General features: G+C 68.6%; 27 protein-coding genes. 13 read left to right on the forward strand and 14 right to left on the reverse strand.

The annotated features are described in order from the left end of the window. Window positions 1-273 precede the first annotated feature (273 nt). The 6 genes from AC3A5K_RS07470 to accC all read left to right on the forward strand — a co-directional run bounded on the left by AC3A5K_RS07470 (window position 274) and on the right by accC (window position 6171). Complete coding sequence (locus AC3A5K_RS07470) at window positions 274-2655, forward strand: protein-disulfide reductase DsbD family protein (RefSeq protein ID WP_487616856.1); 2382 nt, start codon at window positions 274-276, stop codon at window positions 2653-2655. Continuing rightward, a complete protein-coding gene (locus tag AC3A5K_RS07475) occupies window positions 2652-3257 on the forward strand; it encodes a TlpA family protein disulfide reductase (RefSeq protein WP_487616857.1) in 606 nt (201 codons plus the stop codon). The genes AC3A5K_RS07470 and AC3A5K_RS07475 overlap by 4 nt, the downstream gene beginning before the upstream one ends. A 102-nt stretch (window positions 3258-3359) precedes the next feature. Beyond that, window positions 3360-3803: a type II 3-dehydroquinate dehydratase gene (aroQ, locus tag AC3A5K_RS07480; RefSeq protein WP_487616858.1), complete on the forward strand. Its 444-nt coding sequence runs from the start codon at window positions 3360-3362 to the stop codon at window positions 3801-3803. 57 nt (window positions 3804-3860) lie between these two features. Then, window positions 3861-4343: an acetyl-CoA carboxylase biotin carboxyl carrier protein gene (gene accB / locus AC3A5K_RS07485; RefSeq protein WP_487616859.1), complete on the forward strand. Its 483-nt coding sequence runs from the start codon at window positions 3861-3863 to the stop codon at window positions 4341-4343. A gap of 24 nt (window positions 4344-4367) precedes the next feature. Continuing rightward, complete coding sequence (locus tag AC3A5K_RS07490; protein WP_487616860.1) at window positions 4368-4811, forward strand: four helix bundle protein; 444 nt, start codon at window positions 4368-4370, stop codon at window positions 4809-4811. Continuing rightward, window positions 4804-6171: an acetyl-CoA carboxylase biotin carboxylase subunit gene (gene accC / locus AC3A5K_RS07495; RefSeq protein ID WP_487616861.1), complete on the forward strand. Its 1368-nt coding sequence runs from the start codon at window positions 4804-4806 to the stop codon at window positions 6169-6171. Before AC3A5K_RS07490 ends, accC begins: the two co-directional genes overlap by 8 nt. 34 nt (window positions 6172-6205) lie before the next feature. Here the strand turns inward: accC and AC3A5K_RS07500 are convergent, their stop codons facing one another. Beyond that, window positions 6206-6736 (reverse strand): hypothetical protein, encoded by a 531-nt coding sequence (locus AC3A5K_RS07500; RefSeq protein ID WP_487616862.1) that lies wholly within the window; start codon window positions 6734-6736, stop codon window positions 6206-6208. 113 nt (window positions 6737-6849) lie between these two features. Here AC3A5K_RS07500 and AC3A5K_RS07505 point away from each other — a divergent pair, with 113 nt between their 5' ends. Beyond that, window positions 6850-7041: a hypothetical protein gene (locus AC3A5K_RS07505; protein WP_487616863.1), complete on the forward strand. Its 192-nt coding sequence runs from the start codon at window positions 6850-6852 to the stop codon at window positions 7039-7041. Between the two features lie 12 nt (window positions 7042-7053). On the opposite strand, the gene AC3A5K_RS07510 is transcribed toward AC3A5K_RS07505, so the two are convergent. The 4 genes from AC3A5K_RS07510 to AC3A5K_RS07525 all read right to left on the reverse strand — a co-directional run bounded on the left by AC3A5K_RS07510 (window position 7054) and on the right by AC3A5K_RS07525 (window position 9387). Next, window positions 7054-7509, reverse strand: coding sequence for a hypothetical protein (locus AC3A5K_RS07510; RefSeq protein ID WP_487616864.1), 456 nt, complete (start codon window positions 7507-7509; stop codon window positions 7054-7056). A gap of 77 nt (window positions 7510-7586) precedes the next feature. Then, on the reverse strand, window positions 7587-7988 hold the full coding sequence (locus tag AC3A5K_RS07515) for a hypothetical protein (RefSeq protein WP_487616865.1): 402 nt from the start codon (window positions 7986-7988) through the stop codon (window positions 7587-7589). A gap of 195 nt (window positions 7989-8183) precedes the next feature. Continuing rightward, window positions 8184-8912 carry an HAD family hydrolase gene (locus tag AC3A5K_RS07520; RefSeq protein ID WP_487616866.1) on the reverse strand — a complete coding sequence of 243 codons (729 nt, stop codon included), beginning with the start codon at window positions 8910-8912 and terminating at the stop codon, window positions 8184-8186. 121 nt (window positions 8913-9033) lie between these two features. Further along, entirely contained in the window at window positions 9034-9387 is a 354-nt protein-coding gene (locus AC3A5K_RS07525) for an EF-hand domain-containing protein (protein WP_487616867.1), read from the reverse strand. Between the two features lie 377 nt (window positions 9388-9764). Between AC3A5K_RS07525 and AC3A5K_RS07530 the strand changes: the two genes are divergently transcribed. Then, window positions 9765-10955 (forward strand): PQQ-dependent sugar dehydrogenase, encoded by a 1191-nt coding sequence (locus AC3A5K_RS07530; protein ID WP_487616868.1) that lies wholly within the window; start codon window positions 9765-9767, stop codon window positions 10953-10955. A 64-nt stretch (window positions 10956-11019) separates the two neighbouring features. On the opposite strand, the gene AC3A5K_RS07535 is transcribed toward AC3A5K_RS07530, so the two are convergent. Further along, window positions 11020-11802, reverse strand: a complete 783-nt coding sequence (locus AC3A5K_RS07535) for a lytic transglycosylase domain-containing protein (protein WP_487616869.1) — start codon at window positions 11800-11802, stop codon at window positions 11020-11022. 126 nt (window positions 11803-11928) lie between these two features. On the opposite strand from AC3A5K_RS07535, the gene AC3A5K_RS07540 reads away from it, so the two are divergent. Continuing rightward, window positions 11929-12447, forward strand: coding sequence for an adenine phosphoribosyltransferase (locus AC3A5K_RS07540; protein WP_487616870.1), 519 nt, complete (start codon window positions 11929-11931; stop codon window positions 12445-12447). A gap of 32 nt (window positions 12448-12479) precedes the next feature. Beyond that, complete coding sequence (locus tag AC3A5K_RS07545) at window positions 12480-12959, forward strand: cupin (protein ID WP_487616871.1); 480 nt, start codon at window positions 12480-12482, stop codon at window positions 12957-12959. Window positions 12960-13003: 44 nt separating this feature from the next. Here the strand turns inward: AC3A5K_RS07545 and AC3A5K_RS07550 are convergent, their stop codons facing one another. After that, window positions 13004-13516 (reverse strand): hypothetical protein, encoded by a 513-nt coding sequence (locus AC3A5K_RS07550; protein WP_487616872.1) that lies wholly within the window; start codon window positions 13514-13516, stop codon window positions 13004-13006. Between the two features lie 74 nt (window positions 13517-13590). Beyond that, window positions 13591-14316: an SOS response-associated peptidase gene (locus AC3A5K_RS07555; RefSeq protein ID WP_487616873.1), complete on the reverse strand. Its 726-nt coding sequence runs from the start codon at window positions 14314-14316 to the stop codon at window positions 13591-13593. A 164-nt stretch (window positions 14317-14480) separates the two neighbouring features. Between AC3A5K_RS07555 and AC3A5K_RS07560 the strand changes: the two genes are divergently transcribed. After that, window positions 14481-14678, forward strand: coding sequence for a hypothetical protein (locus AC3A5K_RS07560; RefSeq protein WP_487616874.1), 198 nt, complete (start codon window positions 14481-14483; stop codon window positions 14676-14678). A 451-nt stretch (window positions 14679-15129) separates the two neighbouring features. Here AC3A5K_RS07560 and AC3A5K_RS07565 read toward each other — a convergent pair whose 3' ends face one another. Then, entirely contained in the window at window positions 15130-15345 is a 216-nt protein-coding gene (locus tag AC3A5K_RS07565; RefSeq protein ID WP_487616875.1) for a DUF2188 domain-containing protein, read from the reverse strand. Between the two features lie 240 nt (window positions 15346-15585). Between AC3A5K_RS07565 and AC3A5K_RS07570 the strand changes: the two genes are divergently transcribed. After that, window positions 15586-16116 (forward strand): DUF421 domain-containing protein, encoded by a 531-nt coding sequence (locus AC3A5K_RS07570; protein WP_487617080.1) that lies wholly within the window; start codon window positions 15586-15588, stop codon window positions 16114-16116. Between the two features lie 184 nt (window positions 16117-16300). Here the strand turns inward: AC3A5K_RS07570 and AC3A5K_RS07575 are convergent, their stop codons facing one another. The 4 genes from AC3A5K_RS07575 to AC3A5K_RS07590 form a co-directional block, all read right to left on the reverse strand. Further along, the gene (locus tag AC3A5K_RS07575) at window positions 16301-16636 is read right to left on the reverse strand and encodes a thioredoxin family protein (protein ID WP_487616876.1); all 336 of its coding nucleotides are present in this window, start codon (window positions 16634-16636) and stop codon (window positions 16301-16303) included. A 1-nt stretch (window position 16637) separates the two neighbouring features. After that, window positions 16638-17036 carry a host attachment family protein gene (locus AC3A5K_RS07580; RefSeq protein WP_487616877.1) on the reverse strand — a complete coding sequence of 133 codons (399 nt, stop codon included), beginning with the start codon at window positions 17034-17036 and terminating at the stop codon, window positions 16638-16640. 137 nt (window positions 17037-17173) lie between these two features. After that, a complete protein-coding gene (locus AC3A5K_RS07585) occupies window positions 17174-17737 on the reverse strand; it encodes a hypothetical protein (RefSeq protein ID WP_487616878.1) in 564 nt (187 codons plus the stop codon). Window positions 17738-17823: 86 nt separating this feature from the next. Continuing rightward, window positions 17824-18147 carry a DUF6122 family protein gene (locus AC3A5K_RS07590; RefSeq protein ID WP_487617081.1) on the reverse strand — a complete coding sequence of 108 codons (324 nt, stop codon included), beginning with the start codon at window positions 18145-18147 and terminating at the stop codon, window positions 17824-17826. Between the two features lie 195 nt (window positions 18148-18342). Between AC3A5K_RS07590 and AC3A5K_RS07595 the strand changes: the two genes are divergently transcribed. Beyond that, the gene (locus AC3A5K_RS07595; RefSeq protein WP_487616879.1) at window positions 18343-19053 is read left to right on the forward strand and encodes a response regulator transcription factor; all 711 of its coding nucleotides are present in this window, start codon (window positions 18343-18345) and stop codon (window positions 19051-19053) included. Window positions 19054-19202: 149 nt separating this feature from the next. Here AC3A5K_RS07595 and AC3A5K_RS07600 read toward each other — a convergent pair whose 3' ends face one another. Further along, the gene (locus AC3A5K_RS07600) at window positions 19203-20525 is read right to left on the reverse strand and encodes a glycoside hydrolase family 2 TIM barrel-domain containing protein (RefSeq protein WP_487616880.1); all 1323 of its coding nucleotides are present in this window, start codon (window positions 20523-20525) and stop codon (window positions 19203-19205) included. Between the last annotated feature and the right edge of the window lie 21 nt (window positions 20526-20546).

The raw sequence follows: 20546 nt of genomic DNA on the forward strand, positions 1-20546 counted from the left end.
GCGTTGTGCGGCGTTGGGGAGTCGGGCGCCCAGAATCGCGTCGACGATCCGCGTGAGGGTCAGGCGCAACCGCGGCCATCCGACTTGCGCCTCGGATTACCCCTGCGTTACGACCGGCAGGTGTCGAACAGGCCACCACCAGGCGCCCCGCGGCAGCGCGCCCAATCAACCGACGCGTACGGGACGCAGTCCGACGCGCGCTACTCGCCGGCTCGCTTGGTGCGCTGAACCGCGGTTCGGACTCGATCCACGATGGCCTGCGATACTGGCCCGATGCATGCGTGTCCCGACCTGTCCGCGGCCAAACGCGGCCGACCCTCCCGCCGCCCCGTGTGGCTGGCGGCCCTCTTGCTGTGGGCGCTGGCCTGTCTGCCCGCGCAGGCACAGACGCTCGATTTCGATGATGTGCTGCCGGTGGACGAGGCCCTCGTGCTTTCGGCCCACGCCGTCGCACGCGACCGCATCGAGATCCGCTGGGAGATTGCCGAGGGCTACTACCTCTACCGGCACCGCACGGGCGCGCAGATCGAACACGGGTTCAAGACCAATCCGCTGCAGCTGCCCGCCGGCACGCCGTACAAGGACGAGTTCTTCGGCGACGTCGAAACCTACCGCGGCCGCCTTGTCGCCGTACTGACCGGCGCCGCGGCCGATGGCATCGATTCGGTCGCGTTGCAGGTGCGCTACCAGGGCTGCGCCGATGCCGGCATCTGCTATCCGCCGCAGACCCGCACCTTGCAGGTCGCCCTGCCCGCCCCGACCACGCCCGCGGCGGCACGCAGCGCCGATGCCGGATTCGCCGCGCTCGGCCAGACCCTGGGAAGCGGCAGCGCGGGACGTGCGCCGACCCTGGCCGGCGGACAGGACGCGCTGCCACCGGAGCGCGCGTTCGCGTTCGAAGCGATTGCCGGAGACGGCGACACGATCCTGATGCGGTTCACGCCCGCGCCCGGCTATTACCTCTATCGCGACCGCAACCAGTTCGCGGTCGAGGGCGCCGACGGCATCCGCGCCGGGGCCCCGCGCTGGCCCGCCGGCACTGCGCATCACGACGCACACTTCGGTGCGGTGACGGTCTATTTCGACGCGATCGACGTGCCGCTGCCGCTGGTGCGCAGCCGTGCCGATGCTGCGACGGTGACCGTGGTCGCGACGTTCCAGGGCTGCCAGACCGACGGCATCTGCTATCCGCCGATGACCCGCCGGGTCGAGGTCGCGGTGCCCGCCGGGCGGGTGACGGCCCCTGTGCCTGCGACGGCCGCACCGACCGGAACGGATGGCGACGCGCCCGGTGCAGGTGTCGACGACGGCACGCCGGAGGCCGCTGCGCCGGTCGTCGATGGCGAAGCCACGTCCGCCGCCGACGGCGTCGCTTCCACGGGTGGCGCGGCGCGCGACAACGACGCCCGCACCCAGGCGCCTGCGCCCGCGCGTACCGGCATCGTCGCCGCACTGGCGCTGGCTCTGCTCGGTGGCCTGGTCCTCAACCTGATGCCATGCGTGCTGCCGATCCTGTCGCTGAAGGTGCTGGGATTGGCCCGCAGCGGCGGCGACCGTCGCCAGGCCCGTTCGCATGCGCTCTGGTACACCGCCGGCGTGCTGGTGGCGTTCGCGGCGATCGGCTTGCTGGTCATCGGCCTGCGGGCGACGGGCCAGGCGCTCGGCTGGGGCTTCCAACTGCAACAGCCGTGGTTCGTGGCGGCGCTGGTCTATCTGATGTTCGGCGTCGGCCTCAGCCTGTCGGGCGTGTTCACGCTGGGCGGCGGCGGTGGCCTGGGCCAGGCCTTGGCCTCGCGCAGCGGTCCGGTCGGCGACTTCTTCACCGGCGTGCTCGCCTGCGTGGTGGCCAGTCCCTGCATCGCGCCCTTCATGGGCGGCGCACTGGCCTTCGCGTTCACCGCATCGACGCCCCTGGCGTTGGCCGTGTTCCTGATGCTGGGGCTCGGGCTGGCGCTGCCGTTCCTGCTGATCGGGCTGGTGCCCGCACTGGCCGACCGCCTGCCGAAACCCGGCGCCTGGATGGAGACGCTCAAGCAGGTGCTGGCGTTCCCGATGTACCTGACCGCGCTGTGGCTGCTGTGGGTATTCGGCCGGCAGCTGGGCGTCAACGCGATGGCCCTGCTGACCGGCGGACTGGTGCTGTGCGCGCTGGGCCTGTGGTGGTTCGAACGTGCGCGCTGGACGCGTGGTCCGGTCGTGCGTGCGGCGGCGCTGGTGCTGGTCGCGCTGTCGCTGTTGCCCGCTGCGTACGCGATCCGCCAGGGCGCCGCAGCCGTACCCACCTCGCCTGCGGTCGTGGCCGGCGACCACACACCGTATGCCGCGGAACGCCTGGCCGCGCTGCGGGCCTCGGGCACGCCGGTGTTCGTCAACATGACCGCCGACTGGTGCGTGACCTGCAAGGCCAACGAGCGCCGGGTGCTGTCGCAGCCCGCGTTCCGGGATGCCCTCTCGGCCAGCGGCGCGACCTACATGATCGGCGACTGGACGAATGTCGATCCGGAGATCGGCGCCTTCCTCGAAGCGCACGGCGCGGTCGGCGTGCCGCTGTATGTGGTCTATCCGCGGGGCGGCGGCGACGGCGAGGTGCTGCCGGCGCTGCTCAACGAAACGGTGGTTCGCGATGCGCTGGCGCGCGCCGGGGCTGCGCAGTGAAGCGCCGCGTCGGTCCGCTGGTCGTCGTCGGGGTCGCGGTGGTCGCCGGCGGCCTGGGCGTACTGGCCAGCCTGTTCGTGGCCGGTCCCGGCCCGTTGCTCGGCACCGAAACCGGCCAGCGGCTCTACAACGACGCCCTGACCGCGACCGCTCCGCCCGTGCCGGAAGGTGTCGTCATGGCGCGACGCGGTGACCCGGTGCCGGCCTTCGACGTCGTCGATCTCGATGGCGCGACGCTCCGCCTGCCGGAGGCCTATGCCGGCCGGCCGGTGCTGGTGAACCTCTGGGCCAGCTGGTGCGGCCCCTGCATCGAGGAAATGCCCGAGCTCGACCGCTTCGCCCGCGAACAGGGCGACAACGGCGTGCAGGTGCTCGGCATCGCGCTCGACGATGCCGAGGCGGTGCGCGCATTCCTCGACCGGATTCCGGTGGACTACGCGATCGCGCTGGATCCGCCCGGCCCGGCCGATGCAGGGGTGCGGCTGGGCAATCCGCGCGGCGTGCTGCCGTATACCGTGCTGGTGGGCGCCGACGGCCGCCTGCTGAAGCAGCGCATCGGTCCCTTCGCGCATGGCGAAACAGAGGCCTGGGCGCAACCCTGAGCGGCAAACTCAAACGCTCGTTTAAAATCGTCGAACGTCTGCGAACTGGACAGCAATGGGGACATCCCGCAGACTTCGCGCACTTCCCGCGACCGGTGCGCGATGGCGTCGATCCTCGTTCTGCATGGCCCCAACCTCAACCTGCTCGGCATCCGCGAGCCGGAGGTCTACGGCCACGCGACCCTCGCCGACATCGACCGGGACCTGCACGACACGGCCACCGGCCATGGGCACGCGCTGGAAAGCCTGCAGTCCAACGCCGAGCACGTCCTGGTCGACCGGATCCAGGCCGCGCGCACGGACGGCACGGCGCTGATCCTGTTCAACCCGGCCGCATTCACCCATACCTCGGTCGCGATCCGCGACGCGCTCGCCGCCGTCGCCATTCCCTTCATCGAGGTGCACCTGTCCAACCCGCACCGCCGTGAGCCGTTCCGTCACACCAGTTATTTCAGCGACCTCGCACTCGGCGTGATCTGCGGCTTCGGCGCAGACAGCTACCGGTTCGCGCTCGACGCCGCCCTGCTGCGGCTGCGCGCGGCCTGACCTTCCACTTCCCGATGGCCGCGCGTCGCGCGGTCCACGACCCACGAGAGGCCCTGCATGGACCTGAGAAAGATCAAGAAGCTCATCGACCTGCTCGAAGAGTCCAACCTGACCGAAATCGAGATTAAGGAAGGCGAGGAATCCGTGCGCCTGTCGCGCAACGCCGGTGCCAACGGCGCGCCCCTGGTTTACACCCAGGCGCCCGCCCCGGTCGCCGCGCCGCGCGCAGCCGAGCCGGTGATGCCGATGAGCTCCCCGGTCGATGCCGCCACCGGCGGTTCGCCCAAGGGCGACGACCTGCCCCCGGGCCAGACGATCAAGTCGCCGATGGTCGGCACCTACTACGCCTCGCCCGCACCGGACAAGCCGTCGTTCGTCTCGGTCGGCCAGCAGGTCAAGGTCGGCGACACGCTGGGCATCATCGAAGCGATGAAGATGTTCAACCCGATCGAAGCCGAAACCTCGGGCACGGTCCTCGCGATCCTGTGCGAGAGCGGCCAGCCGGTCGAATTCGATCAGCCGTTGTTCGTGATCGGCTGAGCCGGAAGCCGGAATTGGTGATTCGTGATTGGTGATTCGAAGGAGCGGCCCCATCAGCGCCTGGATGTATGGCGCGACGCGATGGATCTGGTCGCCCTCGTCTATCGCTTCACGGCGGCGCTTCCGGACGAAGAGCGCTACGGCCTCTCGTCCCAGATGCGTCGTGCGGCGGTCAGCGTGCCTTCAAACATCGCCGAAGGTGCAGCCCGACGTTCTGCTGCCGAATTGATCCGATTCCTCTCGATCGCCCGCGGCTCGCTCGCCGAGCTGGACACCCAGATTTTGCTGGTGGAGCAGCTCGGGCTCGCGCAGCCCGATCCCGCGCTCGGCCAGTTGCTCGACCGTACATTCGCCAGACTCAATGCGCTGATCCGTTCGAAGGAGCAGGCATCTTCCGTTCGCGAGGATGCCGCTCTTTACGAATCACCCATCACCAATTACGAATCACGGCCTGAATCCCATGCTTGAAAAAGTCGTCATCGCCAATCGCGGTGAGATCGCGCTGCGCATCCTGCGCGCGTGTCACACCCTCGGCATCCGCACGGTCGCGGTGCATTCCACCGTCGACCGCAACCTCAAGCACGTGGCGATGGCGGACGAGTCGGTCTGCATCGGCCCGCCGCCGTCCGCGCAGAGCTATCTCGACATGCCGGCGATCATCGCCGCGGCCGAAGTGACCGACGCCCAGGCGATCCATCCCGGCTACGGCTTCCTCAGCGAGAACGCCGACTTCGCCGAACGCGTCGAGCAGTCGGGCTTCATCTTCATCGGGCCCAAGGCCGAGACCATCCGCCTGATGGGCGACAAGGTCGAGGCGATCCGCGCGATGAAGGACGCGGGTGTGCCCTGCGTGCCCGGCTCCGGCGGTCCGCTCGACGACGACGCGGCGACCAACGTCAAGATCGCCCGCGAGATCGGCTACCCGGTCATCGTCAAGGCGGCCGGCGGCGGCGGCGGACGCGGCATGCGCGTGGTCCATACCGAGGCGGCGCTGATCAACGCGATCGCGACGACCAAGCAGGAGGCCAAGGCCGCGTTCTCGAACGACATGGTCTACATGGAGAAGTTCCTCGAGAACCCGCGCCACGTGGAGATCCAGGTGCTGGCCGACGGCCAAGGCGGCGCGATCCATCTGGGCGAGCGCGACTGCTCGATGCAGCGTCGCCACCAGAAGGTCGTCGAGGAAGCCCCGGCGCCGGGCATCACGCCCGAAGCGCGGGCGGAGATCGGCAAGGTCTGCGTGGATGCCTGCATCCGCATCGGCTACCGCGGCGCGGGCACGTTCGAGTTTCTCTACGAAGACGGCCGCTTCTACTTCATCGAAATGAACACCCGCATCCAGGTCGAGCACCCGGTGACCGAGCTGGTGACGGGCATCGATCTGGTGCGCGAGCAGCTGATGATCGCCTCGGGCCACAAGCTGTCGATCAGACAGGAAGACGTGGTGCTGACCGGTCATGCGATCGAGTGCCGCATCAACGCCGAGGATCCCGAGACCTTCATGCCCTCGCCCGGCACGATCCGTCACTTCCACGCGCCGGGCGGTCCGGGCGTGCGCGTCGACACGCACGTCTACGAAGGCTATGCGGTGCCGCCGAACTACGACTCGATGATCGGCAAGCTGATCGTGCACGGCCCGGATCGCGAAACCGCGATCTGCCGCATGCGCGTGGCGCTGTCGGAGATGGTCGTCGACGGCATCAAGACCAACATCCCGCTGCAGCAGCGGATCATGCGCGACCAGGGCTTCGCGGCCGGTGGGCAGAACATCCACTACCTGGAAAAGCGCCTCGCCGAACGCAAGAACAAGACGCTGGCGATCGGCTGACCATCAGGCCGGCGGCGCCTCGCGCCGCCGGTCGTCACGCGCCCCGATCGGGAAATGCGCGGCGCAGCGAGGCGTCCAGCCGGATCGGACGCGCCCAGCGGTCGTAGCTTTCGACCAGCCCCCGCTTGACCCGCGTCAGGGCCTCGCCGTGCCGCTCGGCGTCGAGACGCTCGACCACGTCGGCCCAGCCCTGCGCATGATCGCGTCGCCATGCCGCCGCCACTTCGCGGCAGGTGCGCCCCAGCGCCTGCGCTGTCGCGCAGGCCACGTAGATGTCGGCCGGGCGCCAGGCCTCGTCGGCCATCATCTGTTCCACCAGCGGGCGCGGCGCGCTCCGGTAACGCACCAGTTCGTCGACGAACGCATCCGCGTAACGCTCGGCATAGAGATTGAGATCGGCGAGCCAGGTGTCGACCCAGGCATCGCCCGTCCGCGGCGCCCAGAGCGTGGCGTCGGGCGCGACGTCGTCGGCAGTCGCGGCAGGCGCGGGTGCGGCATCCTGCGCCGAAACAGCCATCGGCATCGCGAGCATCGAAAGCAGCAGGCAGATCGGAAGCAGACGCATGACACGGATCCCGGGAAGCGGCGGCGCGGCCGCGTGACGCGGACGGTCCGATGACACTGCCGCGACGCGCGACGGACGACCATAGCCCAACCCCGCCAACGAGGACAGCCGCCATGGGCACGTCATCCACATCGCCCCGTTCGGGCAGGTTCCTGCGCTGGGGCATCGCCGCTGCGGTCGTGTCGATCCTGCTGGCGGTCTACTGGGTCACGCTGGACCGGGTCGCAACCCGGATCGGCCAGGATGCCGAAAACACCTTCCGCACTCTGCCGGTCAACGGCGACAGCGCGCAGCGCGCGGACTGAGCCACACGCGCCTCAGCGCGTCGCGATCACCAGACTGTCCGGACGACCACCCTGCTGCCACCACTCGCCGGTGGCGGTCACCTGCAGCTGCACGGCGCCCTTGCGCATCAGCCGGTGCGGCCCGACGGCATCGCCTTCGGCGGCATAGGCGCCGATCACATCGCGCGGATCGCGCACACCACTGAAGCTTGCAGCGCCCGAGGCGATCTTCAGCGCCTGGTCGCCGCCCTTCACGCTGACCCGCACCGGCAGGCTGCGCCCATCGGCGCAGCGCAGTTCGCCCGTGCCACGCGCCGCGCGGTACCGCGGCGACCAGTCACTGGCCGCGAACGTCAGTTCGCAGGTCATCGCCTCTCCGGCCTGGGTGACCGCCGGCAACAGCGCCGATGCGACCACCAGCGCGCCGAGCGTGCGGCGGACCCGGTTTCCGGGGGATGGACGACACGGCAGGCGATGGAATGCAGTCATGGCTTCAAGCTAGCAGAAAACGCGCCGCGGCCCTGTGGGCAGCGGCGCGCAATGGTGTGCTGTTCCGAAAGGACCGCTCAGCGGCGGCCGCGACGGTCCTGGCGCGGATCGTAGTACTGCACCGAGCAGCGACCGCGGCTGTCGCAACGCGTGTTGCGGTGGCGGTTGTCGTGACGGTAGCCATGCGCCCGCGCATGCGGCGGCGGACCGGGGCGGTAGGCGCGGTGGTTGCGCTGGACACTGCGGTGATAGACCGGGCGACCGTAGCGGTCGTAGGACACCAGCAGGCGGTCGTTCTGGCCGTAGTTGCCGTGACGGTAGTAGGGCGTGCTGCCGCGCATCATCACGTCGGCGACGTCGACGATGACGCGGACCAGGTCATCATTGGCCTTCGCAGGCGCCGGCACCAGGGCGGCGGTCGCAAGTCCGGTCGCCAGAAGGGCCGGCAGCACCCAGCGGGTCAGTGTCGATTGGGACATGGTGCGATCTCCAGCGACCACCCCATCGGCGGTCTTCGGGATCCACCATCGATGATCGCGAATGAATCCGTCTGCAATATCGCTGCGCCCGTTGTTCATGTCGGACCCGCATAAAGACTGCATTCAAACTGGAAACGGTTACCGTGCGCTGCAAGCGTTTACGCGAATGGCAGGCAGCGCCCGGGTGGGCGCCGATCAGCGCTCGATCGCATACGTCGCCAATGCGAGCACCGCATCCGGCAGTTCATCGGGCGAAGCGACCTCGCGCATACGGTCGAGACCGTCAGTGAGCGGCGCATGGGTCTCGTGGGCCCACGTCGTGCGGTACGGCATATGCACGCCCCAACCGCCCAGCGCGAGCACCGGCGCGATGTCCGAGCGCAGGGAATTGCCGATCATCAGGAACTGGCTGGCGTCCGCGTCGAATTCGCTCAATACGCGTGCATAGGTCGGTACATCCTTCTCGCTGACGATCTCGATGCGCCGGAACAGGTCGGACAGTCCCGAGTCGCGCACCTTGGCTTCCTGGTGGAACAGATCGCCCTTGGTGATCAGCACCACGTCGAAGCGCGTGGCGATGGCTTCGACTGCGGCGCGGATGCCCGGCAACAGTTCGACCGGGTGCCGCAGCAGCGCCTTGGCCATCTCGACGATGCGATGCAGGTCGCGGGCAGTGATGCGTCCGTCGGTAATCTGCGCGGCCGATTCGATCATCGACAGGGTCATGCCCTTCACGCCGTATCCGAACACCGCGATGTTCGCCGACTCGACGGCATACAGGGCGTCGGAGATGCGGCTGTCGTCGAGATCCACGTAACGGCCCACGATGCCCTCGAACTCGCGCTGCGCATCGTCGAAGTAATCCTGGCTGCGCCAGAGGGTGTCGTCGGCGTCGAAGCCGACCAGCTGGATGCCCTGTTTCATGGGCGGATTCTAGCCGCCGGAGAGGGCCGCAGCAGCGCCGGCGGAATGCGCACACGAAAACAGCCCGCCGGAGCGGGCCGTTCTGGAGACCCGCCGAAGCGGGTAGCGGGTCGCTGGACGATTACTCGTCCGCAGCGCCCGCGCCAGCGGCCTGGCGGTTCACGAAGTCGCGATATTCCTCGGGCGTGATGAACCCATCACCGTCGGCATCGACCTCGTCGAACACCTGGCCCAGACCTTCCAGTGCACCGGCCTCGGTCCGGCTCAGGCGGCCGTCACCATCGGTGTCGAGATCGGCCCAGGTCACCTGACCCTGCTGCGCCTGCGGCGCTTCGGCAGTTGCGTCCTGCGCATAGTCCTGCGTCGCGGTCGGCGGCGCCTGCTGTGTGGTCGCGTCTTGAGCGAAGGCCATCGGCATCGCCATGGCGACACCCAGTGCAATCGTAGCGATCATCGGCTTGCGGACATTCTTCATGATGGTGTTCTCCGATTGAATGTGAGAGCGCGGGAGGTGGATCATCCTCGTCGTGGATACCGCACGGGATCCACCTTGCCGCCGCGGGAATGAACGCCGCACGCCCTCGCGTCATCGCCGCTTACGACTGTTTAACCACTCGCATTTGCGCGTTCTGTAGGCCCGATGTCTCCGCGGCGTGAGATGCGCGGCATGAATCCCATGGTGGCGGGTGTGCGTCGGACGTGCGCTGCGGTGCGCATCCGAGATGCCGGCGATGCATTGCGATGAACGGCAACACAACGTTTACGAATGCGCAGCTGAACCTGCTCGCGCGCAGCTGGAAACAAGGCGTATGCGACACTCGGGTTTTCCCCGATTGCGCACTGGAGATGCTCATGCACCTGCGACCCCTCACGCTCACCGCTCTCGCGTCCTCGCTGCTCTGGCTGTCGGGCTGCGACGGCAATGCCGCCAACGGCGCCGTGTCCAGCCAGGACGACGCCGCGCAGGCGGCCGCGAGTGCAGCCACGCCGGCAGGCGAAGACGCGATCGAAGGCGTGCCGTTCGCCAGCACCGCGGTCGCGGCGTTCAACGAGCCGTGGGCGCTGGCCTTCCTGCCCGACGGCAGCCTGCTGGTGACCGAGAAGTCCGGCGTGCTCAAGCACGTCACCCTGCCCGGCGGCGAAGCGCGCGAGATTTCCGGTGTGCCCGAGGTCGGCTACGGCGGACAGGGCGGCTTCGGCGACGTGAAGCCGCATCCGCAGTTCGCGGAGAACGGCCTCGTGTACTTCAGCTATGCCGAGGACGGCGATGGTGGACGCGGCGCCGCGGTGGCGCGTGCGCGCCTGGATGCCGAAGCGGGCGCGCTGCAGGACGTCGAAGTGCTTTGGCGCCAGGTGCCCAAGGTCAGCGGCAACGGCCACTATGCGCACCGCATCGCCTTCGGTCCCGACGGCAAGCTGTGGATCTCGTCCGGCGACCGGCAGAAGTTCGACCCGGCCCAGGACATGACGTCCAACATGGGCAAGATGCTGCGCCTCAACGACGACGGCAGCGTGCCGGCGGACAACCCCTTCGCCGATCAGGGCGAGGTCGCCTCGCAAGTCTGGGCGCTGGGCCTGCGCAATCCGCTGGGCATCGCGTTCGACGGCGACGGCAAGTTGTGGGAGATCGAGATGGGCCCCGCCGGCGGCGACGAGTTCAACCTGATCGAGCGCGGCGGCAATTACGGCTACCCGATCGTCTCCAACGGCAACCACTACGACGGCCGCCCGATCCCGGATCACGACACGCGTCCGGAATTCATCAAGCCGCTGATCAGCTGGACACCGGTGATCTCGCCGTCGAGCCTGATGGTCTACTCCGGCACGCTGTTCCCCGAGTGGACCGGCAATGCGTTCGCCGGCGGCCTGTCGGGCCAGACGCTGGTGCGCATCGAACTCAACGGCGACACCGCACGCGAGGCCGAGCGCTTCGCGATGGGTGCGCGCATCCGCGGCGTGACCCAGGGACCGGATGGCGCGCTGTGGGTGATCGAGGACGGCAAGGACGGCCGCCTGATCCGCCTGGCGCCGCGCGAGGGCTGAGGCCCCGCGCAGTGCATTGAACCGGAAGGCCGCGGTGCGAACCGCGGCCTTCCGCGTTCCGGCTTCAGATCGCCGGCCGTTCGACCGGATTGCCCATCGCCTCGCGGTAGCGCAGATACAGCGCCTGCACCTTGTCGATGTAATCGCGGGTTTCGGCATACGGCGGCACGCCGTCGTAGCGGTCCACGGTGCCGGCGCCTGCGTTGTAGGCCGCGAGGGCACGCGTGCGGTCGTCGCCGTAGCGGCGCAGCAGCCAGCGCAGATGGCGGGCACCGGCATTGATCGACTGCGCCGGCGAGTCGGGATCGGTCACGCCGTAATCGGCGATGACATCGGGCATCAACTGCATCACGCCGCGCGCGCCCTTGGGCGACGTGGCCGTGGGCGCGAATCCGCTTTCGGCATGCGCGATCGCACGCAGCCAGGCTTCGTCGAGGCCGTTGGCCTTCGCGGCGTCGCGGAACAAGGCGGGCCAGGCATCGAGCCGCGGCCTGCCGACGCGCCCCAGACCGGCGTGGGCGGGTTCACCGGGCGGCGTCTGCGCGGTGAAGCGCAGGTACTCTCGCGCACCGGGCAACCGGCGGGTGCCGTAGACCAGACGACCATCCTGTTCGCGTTCGTAGAGCACGCCGCTGAAGACTCCCATCTCGCCCCAGAGATTCGGCGTCTGCACGGCATCGTCGGGAATCTCGCGTGCGGTGCATTTGGACCCGGGCTCGGGCGCCGTCGACAGGCTCACAGTGCCGCCGAGCACGCAGCGCCAGATCGTGCGCGCCTCCGCCCCGCCGCTCGCTATCACGGTGAGGACGCCCAGCAGCGCGGACAACAGGATCGGGGTGGGGCGCATGCGCAATGCTCGATGCAGTCGGCTGCGCGGATCTCGCGCAGCCTGCGGAGATACGCCCACCCCGGTGAGGTTTGTGTCGCCGCGTCCCTGGGGTGATCATCGCCGGCCCACGTTCGAGACCCACCCATGCCGCACTGGTCGTCCCTGCTCCGCGAGATTCCGGACTTTCCCAAGCCCGGCATCATCTTCAAGGACATCACGCCCGTCCTCGCCGATGCGCAGGCCTTCGCCGCCGCCATCGACGCCATGGCCGCACCGTGGCGCGCTGCGCCGCCGGCTGCATTCCTGGGCATCGAATCGCGCGGTTTCATCTTCGCCGCGGCGCTGGCCCAGGCGCTCGGCACCGGCTTCGTCCCGGTGCGCAAGCCGGGCAAGCTGCCCGGGCGCACGGTGCAGCACGCCTACGCGCTCGAATACGGACAGGACCGTCTGGAGATCCACACCGACGCCCTGCCGCCCGGCGCGTCGGTCGTGCTGGTCGACGACGTGCTGGCCACCGGCGGCACACTGGCGGCCGGCCTGGCGCTGGCCCGCGCGCAGGGCGCCACCGTGCTGGGCGCTGCCGTCCTGGTGGAGCTGCCCGCACTGGGCGGTCGCGCACGCTGGCCCGGCGACGTCCCGTTGCACGTGGCGTTGCAGGGCTGACGCGCGGCGCGCGCTTGCACAACGAGAGTTCCATGCACGTGCAACGCCTGCCCCTGTCGTCCACCGCACAGACGCCCAACAATCCGCGCCTGCCGGTGCGGCTGTATCGCGGCCTGCGCACGGCGGACGGCCAGCCGTTCGACGCGCGCGCTTTTGAGCGCCGCTTCGACATATATGGCTGGCCGCCGGACTGGCGCGGGGGCGTGTACGAATTCCATCACTACCACTCGATCGCGCATGAAGTGCTGGGTGTCGCACGCGGGCAGGCCCGGCTGATGCTGGGCGGGCCGGACGGCCCCATCGTCGAGGTCTGCGCCGGCGATGCGCTCCTGCTGCCCGCCGGCACCGGCCATTGCTGCCTGCACGCAGAAGCGGATTTCACCGTGGTCGGCGCCTATCCCGCCGGGCAACGCTGGGACATTCTGCAGACGCCGCCGGATGCGGCCGTGGTCGCGCGTATTGCGGCGCTGGCGGATCCGGCTCGAGATCCCGTCACCGGCGAGGCGTTCTGAGCATCAGACGACGCGATCCGAATCGCCACTGACAGATTCCGTGCTCAGGGCGCGACTGCGGTCACCGCTTCGCCAGCGCCTGCATCCACCGCCATCGCCTCGTCCGCATCCACCGTATCGGCGACGCTGTGGGTCGCTTCGTCGATCATCGCCGCGAACCGCATGCCGCCGAGATGGCCGGCAATCGTCGCGCAGCGTGTCTGCGGGGGCTCGCTGGCCAGGTACTGGTGCATCGCGCCGGCGATCTGCTCGAAGCGGGCATCGAAGGCCTCGACACCCGCGACGAATTCCGCGTCGGCCGGACGCGCCTCCAGCGCGGAGGTGAAGTCGGGATTCTCCGCGCGGAATGTCGCAATGCCGGTCTCCAGCTGCTCCGCCGCCTGCGGATCCTGCGCGCAGTAGGTCCGGAACACCTCGACCTGGCGCTCGAACACGTGCGCACCCATATAGCGGGTCTGCGCATCGCTCAGCGGCGACTGCGCCAGTGCGCTCCCGGCGGCCAGGCACAGCGCGATCCCGGCAAGCGTGCGCAGAGGCAGATGCGATGAGCGGATCATGGCGGTCGTCCTTGCAATCGCGCGGCAGGTGCCGCATGCGGTTCCACGGTAGCGGCGCCGGGGGGAGGCCACCGTCAAGACGCGTCGTCATCCTCTTCATCGAACGCGTGGTCCAGCCAGTCGCCATCGTCCGTATCCGCCGTCAGGTCTACCGGCTCGAGCAGGGTGTAGTCGTCGACGTCGGCGCTGCGGATCCGGCGGGAGACGGGATAGGCCTCCAGCGCAGGTTGCGGCATATCGGCCAGAAAGGCTTGCGCGCGGCGCGGCCCGGCGATCCATTCGGCCACCGCGGACGCGGGCATGAACACCGGACCGTCGGCCACCAGGGGCGGCGGGATCGCGGGATTGGGCTGCGTCAGCACTGCGAACGAGTACAGCTCCGGCGCGTCCTTGTTCCAGTGGTCCCACAGTCCCGCGGCGAACAGGGCATCGCCATCCTGCGCCTGGATGAAATACGGCTGCGGTGTCTCGCCCGAGCGGTCCCATTTGTAATAGCCGTTCATCGGCACCACGCAGCGCATCGTCTCCCAGGGCCGCTTGAACACACGGCTGCGCGGCGCGCGCTCCAGGCGCGCAGTCACGGTGGAATACCGGGTCTCGGGCAGGGCCGACCAGCGCGGGACCAGACCCCAGTCGAAATCCTTGACGACCAGGCCCGCATCACGCGCGAGGATCACCGCTGCCGGTCGGCGCTTGCCGATGTTGTAGCGCGGCGGTGATGCGATCAGGGCGTCCACCAGCGGCGCGGGCAACGCGTCGGGCCACATGCCGTCGGCAAAGGCCTGGACGAACCTACGCATGGTGTTTCCTCCCGCGGCCCCGCAGCTGGTTCGGACACGACGTCATGCCGCGCAGCTTCGCGCCCCGGACGTGAAGCGGCTGCGTCGTGCGCTACGCGTGCGCGCTTCACGGCCGGCTGCCGTCGCCTCGCCCAAGGTGGACCTCCCGCCGAGGAGACAGCCTGATGATGCAGACCCAACCGCAGCAGCCGACGCCGAACGACGACATCCCCGGCTCGATCCCCCACCCCATGCACGATCCGGTGCCGGACCAGCCCGTGGATCCGCCGGTGCCGACACCGGGCGATCCGGAGCGCGATCCCCAGCCACAGCAGGACCCGCCTTCGCCGACGCGTCCGCAGGATCCGCCGCAGACGTACTGAGAAGCTTGTCCTGTGATGCACAGATAGACCGATGACTTGCGTCCGGCGCGAAACGCGCGCCGGACGATCAGCTGCCTGTAGCGGTCGTCATGAGCAGCGCGTTCGCTGTGGAAACGGATCGGAGTCCGTTCAATATTGACTACAGCGCGGCGCTGGCACGCAGCTTCACCGACACCATCAGATTCGCACCCATGCGCGCATATGGTCGAGTTGTTCGAGCCTGAATCGATGCCCTGGCAGCGCTCGGGCGTTTACGGATCGGACCTCTATGCACGCCTGTTGATCCGGCGCGATCGTATTCCCTCCGTAGATCGGCACGTCGCAGTCTTGCGCCTTGGTGCGGTCTGCACACGTGACAGGTATCGATCAATCGATCGAGGTCCAGCAGACGCGATCCGGCGGCTGCAATTCAAGCCGGATGCGCACCGAAGCACCCGCAGCGCGCTGCGCGTCAGGCCGCGAAACGACGCTCGGCTTCGTAGCCACCATCGGCGCCGTGGATCCGGACCGTTGCGCCCTGGCGCATCACCTGGGCGTCGCGCGCGACATCGATACACGCAGCGTGCCGGGTGAGGTAATGCATCGAGGCACGTGCACCGCTGTCTTCCACCAGTTCCCAGTCGAAGGTCGCGGCGTTGTGTCGAAGGGTGAAGCGGATGGGCGTCATCGTGCAGATCCGGAGCAACTGCACGCATGCCGTGCCCGCCAGAGCATCCTCGCATCGCGATGAAGGCAGCGTGCCTGCTGTGCGCGGCGCCATTCACGAGGGTGCAACACGGGTCGCGCCATAACCGCCACGCAGGTCTTCGATCGATCCGGAACTCCAGCGAGGCAATGCCATGCAGCGGTGCGATCCAGTCGATGTCCCGCTTTCGCGACGAAAGGCGCTGCTGCGATGAGCGACGCGCTGGCCCGCATGCTCGATCTCGGGATGCCGTGGTGGGAGTTCGTGCTGCGCGCGGTCGTGGTCTATGTCGCCGTGCTGGTGCTGATGCGTCTGGCCGGCAAGCGCACCGTCGGGCAGTTCACGCCATTCGATCTGCTGGTCATCGTGTTGCTGGGCAACGCGGTGCAGAACGCATTGATCGGCCAGGACAGTTCCCTGCTCGGCGGCTTGCTGCTCGCAGCCACGCTGCTGGCCCTGAACTGGGGCGTCGGCCTGCTGTCGGCGCGGAGCCGGCGATTCGATCGTCTGGTCGAAGGTGTGCCGGTGATCTTGGTGCGCCACGGTCACCTGTTCCGTGACGTGCTGGCACGTCAGGCGATCACCGAGCGCGATCTGGCAACGGCACGCCGCGCCGCCGGCTACGCCACGATCGCGCAGATCGAGCTCGCCGTGCTCGAAACCTCGGGTGAGATCACATTCGTTGGTACGCGCCCGACGCACGGCAACGGTCAGACGCGTGATTCCGAAGAGGACGACGAACGCGGCGATTGAACATGCGTTGAAAGGCGGATGCGATCCGCATTGCCGCGCCTCACGCGACCGATACTGCAGACAGCTCGACCGCAAGCGCGTCCGGCTTGCGGGTCGAGGACTTCAAAGGTTTCCGGATCGGCTATTCCATCGCAGGCCGGTCACATATCGACTGCGAGCCGTTCGCCCCGGAAGCGACGCCAGCTCAACCTGCTGGCAGTTCCAACGCGGCCAGCGCCGCATCGACATCCTCGCGCGATGTCGGACGAACGACCCGTGCGACTTCGATACCGTCGCGCAGCAACACCAACGTCGGCCACAGTTTCACCTTGAAACTGCGGCCCAGCGGACGCCCCGGACCATCCTCGATCCGCAGGTGCCGCACATCCTGGCGCGCGGCCAAGACGGGCTGCAGGAACGCCTGTGAGCCCTGGCAATGCCCGCACCAGCCGGTGCCGAATTCGAGCGCAAGCGCACCTTGCGTCGCGTCGATGTCGGCGCGATCCGGCGGGTCGTTCGAATAGGGCGTCACGGTCGCCATATCAGGAGAGCGCGCGCTCGATCGTCTCGAGCGGGACGTTGGTGTAGTCCTTGGCCAGATCGCCGATCAGGCGCTGGGTGACTTCCTTGTGCAGCAGCGGACGCACGCGACCGAGGGTCTGTGGATCCGCGATCAGCACCAGATGTTCGTAACGATTCTTCAGCGCGCCGTCGTTGAGCCCCTGGGCCAGCTGCTTGGCGAAGGTCGCTTCGTCCAGCTGCGACGCGCTGGATTCGGTGGGCATGGATCCTGCCGGGCCGTCGTCGTTGAGGTTCATGCCTTCCAGCAGGGCTTCCTGCTTCAGGCTGATGCTGCGTTCGTCACCGACGTTGCTGAACACGCGTGCGGAGCCGCCATCGGCCACCACCACCAGCGCACCCTGCGGAATCTTCATCGTCATACCCGGTTCTCCGTTGCATAGGTCGTGCCGGACAGGCACACATCGACTCTAGGCAGGAAGTTGTGAGCGGGATGACATGCCGATGTCATGACGGCGTTGCACACGCGGCGGAAACGCGCCGCTGCTGAACGGCGCAGTCAGCGCCACGGCTGGCGCCCGTCCGACCACGACTCGCGACGCACCGGCCCCATGCCCGACCACGGATCGAAGGGATCGCCGTAGCCCGGACCGAAACCGTCGAAACCGTAGCCCATGCCGCCGCGATACATGCCGCCGTAGCCGTAACCCGGGCCGCCATAACCGCCGTATCCCGGCCCGTCGTAGTTCGCGACACGCAGGCGCATGTTCAAGGTACTGACATCGCCATTGGCGTTGAGTCGTTCCTTGCACAGGTTCACATCGGCGGCATTCCACTGGCTGCTGCCACCGCGCGAGGAATGGCCGAAACCGGTGGTGACGCTGCCGGTGACGCCACGTTCGCTGCCATCGGGTGCGGTGGGGCACCCGCCGCGCAGACGGCCGGTCGCGCGTGCCGTCCGGTCAGTAGAGGGCCCGGTGCGGGGCCCCGTGTACTCGCCGTCGCCGAACGCGGCAGGACCGGTGAACATCGCCGGCGCTGGCGGACTCAGGTCGACATCGGCATTGCCGGCGACTGCCGCCATCGGCAACAACAGCGACATCCACACCAGGTGCTGACGCATGGAACGGCTCCGGACGATGAGTGGGGGCTGCGTCCACGCTAACAGGCCGCGCTTGAATCCCCGCTGGCCCCGCACGGCTGCCCGGCTCAGCCGAGATGGTGCATCCAGATGCAGTCGATCGCATCGAGTGCGATGTGCACCAGCAGACCGATGCCGAACAACCGGGTCCGCCGGGGGATGGTCAGCGCGCCGTAGACCGCGATCGCCGGCGCGGTGTGCAGCGGATGGAAACCGATGCTGCAGCGGCCCGGCGCATAGATGGGATCGGCCAGCAGATGGTCGATGTCGATCACCCATCCCAGCAGCAGCAGGCCCCAGGCCTTGAGGAACCGGTCGCGCCAGAACAGCCAGGCCAGCAGGGCCGGCACGGCTGCATGCAGCAGCAGATGGAGGATCGCGCGGGTACCCATACGACAGCCGGTGCCACGGGGCGCGACAGGGTAACGCGCCGGCCAGGCCGGGCCGATGGCCTCGCGGCGCACGCGCGGCTGCATCTCCGGTGCACACCCCATGACGATCTTGCACGGTTGGGCATTTCGCGTTCACCGCGCCTCCACCGCCGTGATGCGAATTTCGCGAACCTTAATTGCAGCGGAGTCGTTGGGATGGCGCATCACAGCCCGGGTGGTCTGGTCCTGCTGGTCGAGGACAACCGCAACATCTCCGAGCCGGTCGGTGAGTTCCTCGAAAGCCGCGGCTTCGAAGTGGACTACGCAGCCGACGGCCTCGATGCCTACAACCTGGCGTCGGAAAATCCGTTCGACGTCATCGTGCTCGACCTGATGCTGCCCCGCCTCGGCGGGCTGGAAGTCTGTCGCCGCCTGCGCGCCGATGGCCGCAGCTCGGTGCCGATCCTGATGCTCACCGCGCGCGACTCGCTGGAAGAAAAGATCGAAGGCCTCGAAGCGGGTGCCGACGACTATCTGACCAAGCCCTTCGACATCAAGGAACTGGAAGCGCGCATCCGCGCCCTGATCCGCCGCGACCGTCGCGAAGTCGGTGCCGCGGTGCTGGAGGTCGGCGACCTGCGCCTGGATCCGGTGTCGCTGCGCGTGCAGCGCGCGGGCAAGGAACTCAACCTCGCGCCGATCGCGATGAAGATCCTGACCATCCTGATGCGCGAAGCGCCGCGCGTGGTCACGCGACGCGAAATCGAACAGGAGATCTGGGGTCTGAGCCTGCCGGATTCCGACACCCTGCGCAGTCATCTCTACAACCTGCGCAAGGCCATCGACCGCGACCAGGACGTGCAGCTGCTGCACACGATCACCGGCGCCGGCTATCGCGTCGCCGATCTGAGCCGCGCCGTCGCCTGACGCCTAAGCCCAGCGGATCCGCACGGCCCATCGCGCCGCGCTGCATCGATGCAGCGCGGCGTGTTCGTTTACGGGGTCGGATGCATCCGTCATGCCGCGCTGCGCGTGCACACCGCGGCGGCGCACACGTATGCCGTTGTGCGCACCCGTCAGTCCTGCGCGTCCGCGACCCGGAACGGAAGGTTGGCGTAGGCCGCATGGCCCTGGCCGTCGTGTGCTTCGACGAACAGCCGGTACTGGCCCGGCGCGACCGGCGCCGTGAACCGCAGGCCGCCCGCGTCATCGGCCGCGGAGATACGCAGCGACACCTCGGCCGGCACGGTTTCCGGATCGCCGCCGATCGAGGTCGCGACGCTTTCATCGCGGACCACCCAGCGATAGCGCACCGGATCGCCCTCCGGATCACGCACCTCGACCGACGCGTGGTGTTCGCTGTCGGGTTGCAGGGTCACGCTGTCGTGGGCGACGCGTGCGCCGATCCGGATCGGCGTGATCGCCGGCGCACGGTTGGCCGGCCATGCGCCGGTCCACGCCCGCTGCATCGCATCCACGCCGGGGGTCGATTCGCCGCTCGCCAGGAACAGGCCGTACCAGGTGGGTGTGCGCTCCTGCTTCTGGCCCCACAGGAACACGAAAGAGCCCAGCCCCTGGGTGCGATCGCTGTCGATGTCGCGCGCGTAGCGCTCGGCCAGCAGTTGGGCCTTGCGCGAGGCGTCGTCCTCGATCGGCGCGCCCCAGCTTGTCAGCGGGCTTTCCCAATGTCCGGTCGGGCCCCACTCGGTGACGATGTAGGCGCCGGTCCAGCCGGCATCGCGCAGGCGCGTCTGCATGCCCTCGATGTCGCCGTAGAGCTGCACGCCGATCAGGTCGAGCGCGGGCGCGCGGGTCTTGATCGCCTCGATCAATGCCGCGTCGAAGCCCGCCAGCGGCGTCATCACCGGATGGTGCGGATCGATCGCATGGATCGCCTCGGCCATCGCGTTCACCGCATCCCACACCGCCGGGTTGCGCGCTTCGAGATTGAGCTCGTTGCCCACCAGCCACATCAGCACGGCGGGATGGTCCCTGTACGCAGCCACTTCCTCGCGGATACGCGCCAGCTGGGCGGCGACCGCAGCCGGATCGTCGTAGTCGAAGCCGTGACGTTCCTTGCCGACCTCGAGCCCCATCGCCACCCGCAGCCCGTTGCGCTGCGCGCGGTCGAGCATCGCAGTGACCGCGGCGCGGTCCAGTCCGGTGCTCCAGGTGCGCAGGGCGTTGCCGCCACGTTGCGCCAGCAGATCGAGATCGCCGCCCGACAGACCGGCGCCGCGCACGCGGAAGGGCGCGCCGTCGACCGTCAGCTGCCAGACCCCACCGGCCTGCACCACACGCACCTGCGCCGGGCCGCTCGCGGCGTACGCGGGCGCGTCTGTCATCACGCTTGCGAGGACGGCCACGCACAGCGCGGCGATACAGGTGGCGATGCGCATGGAGTCACTCCCTTCAGACGG

It is taken from the genome of Luteimonas sp. Soil_C_5 (assembly GCF_057656615.1).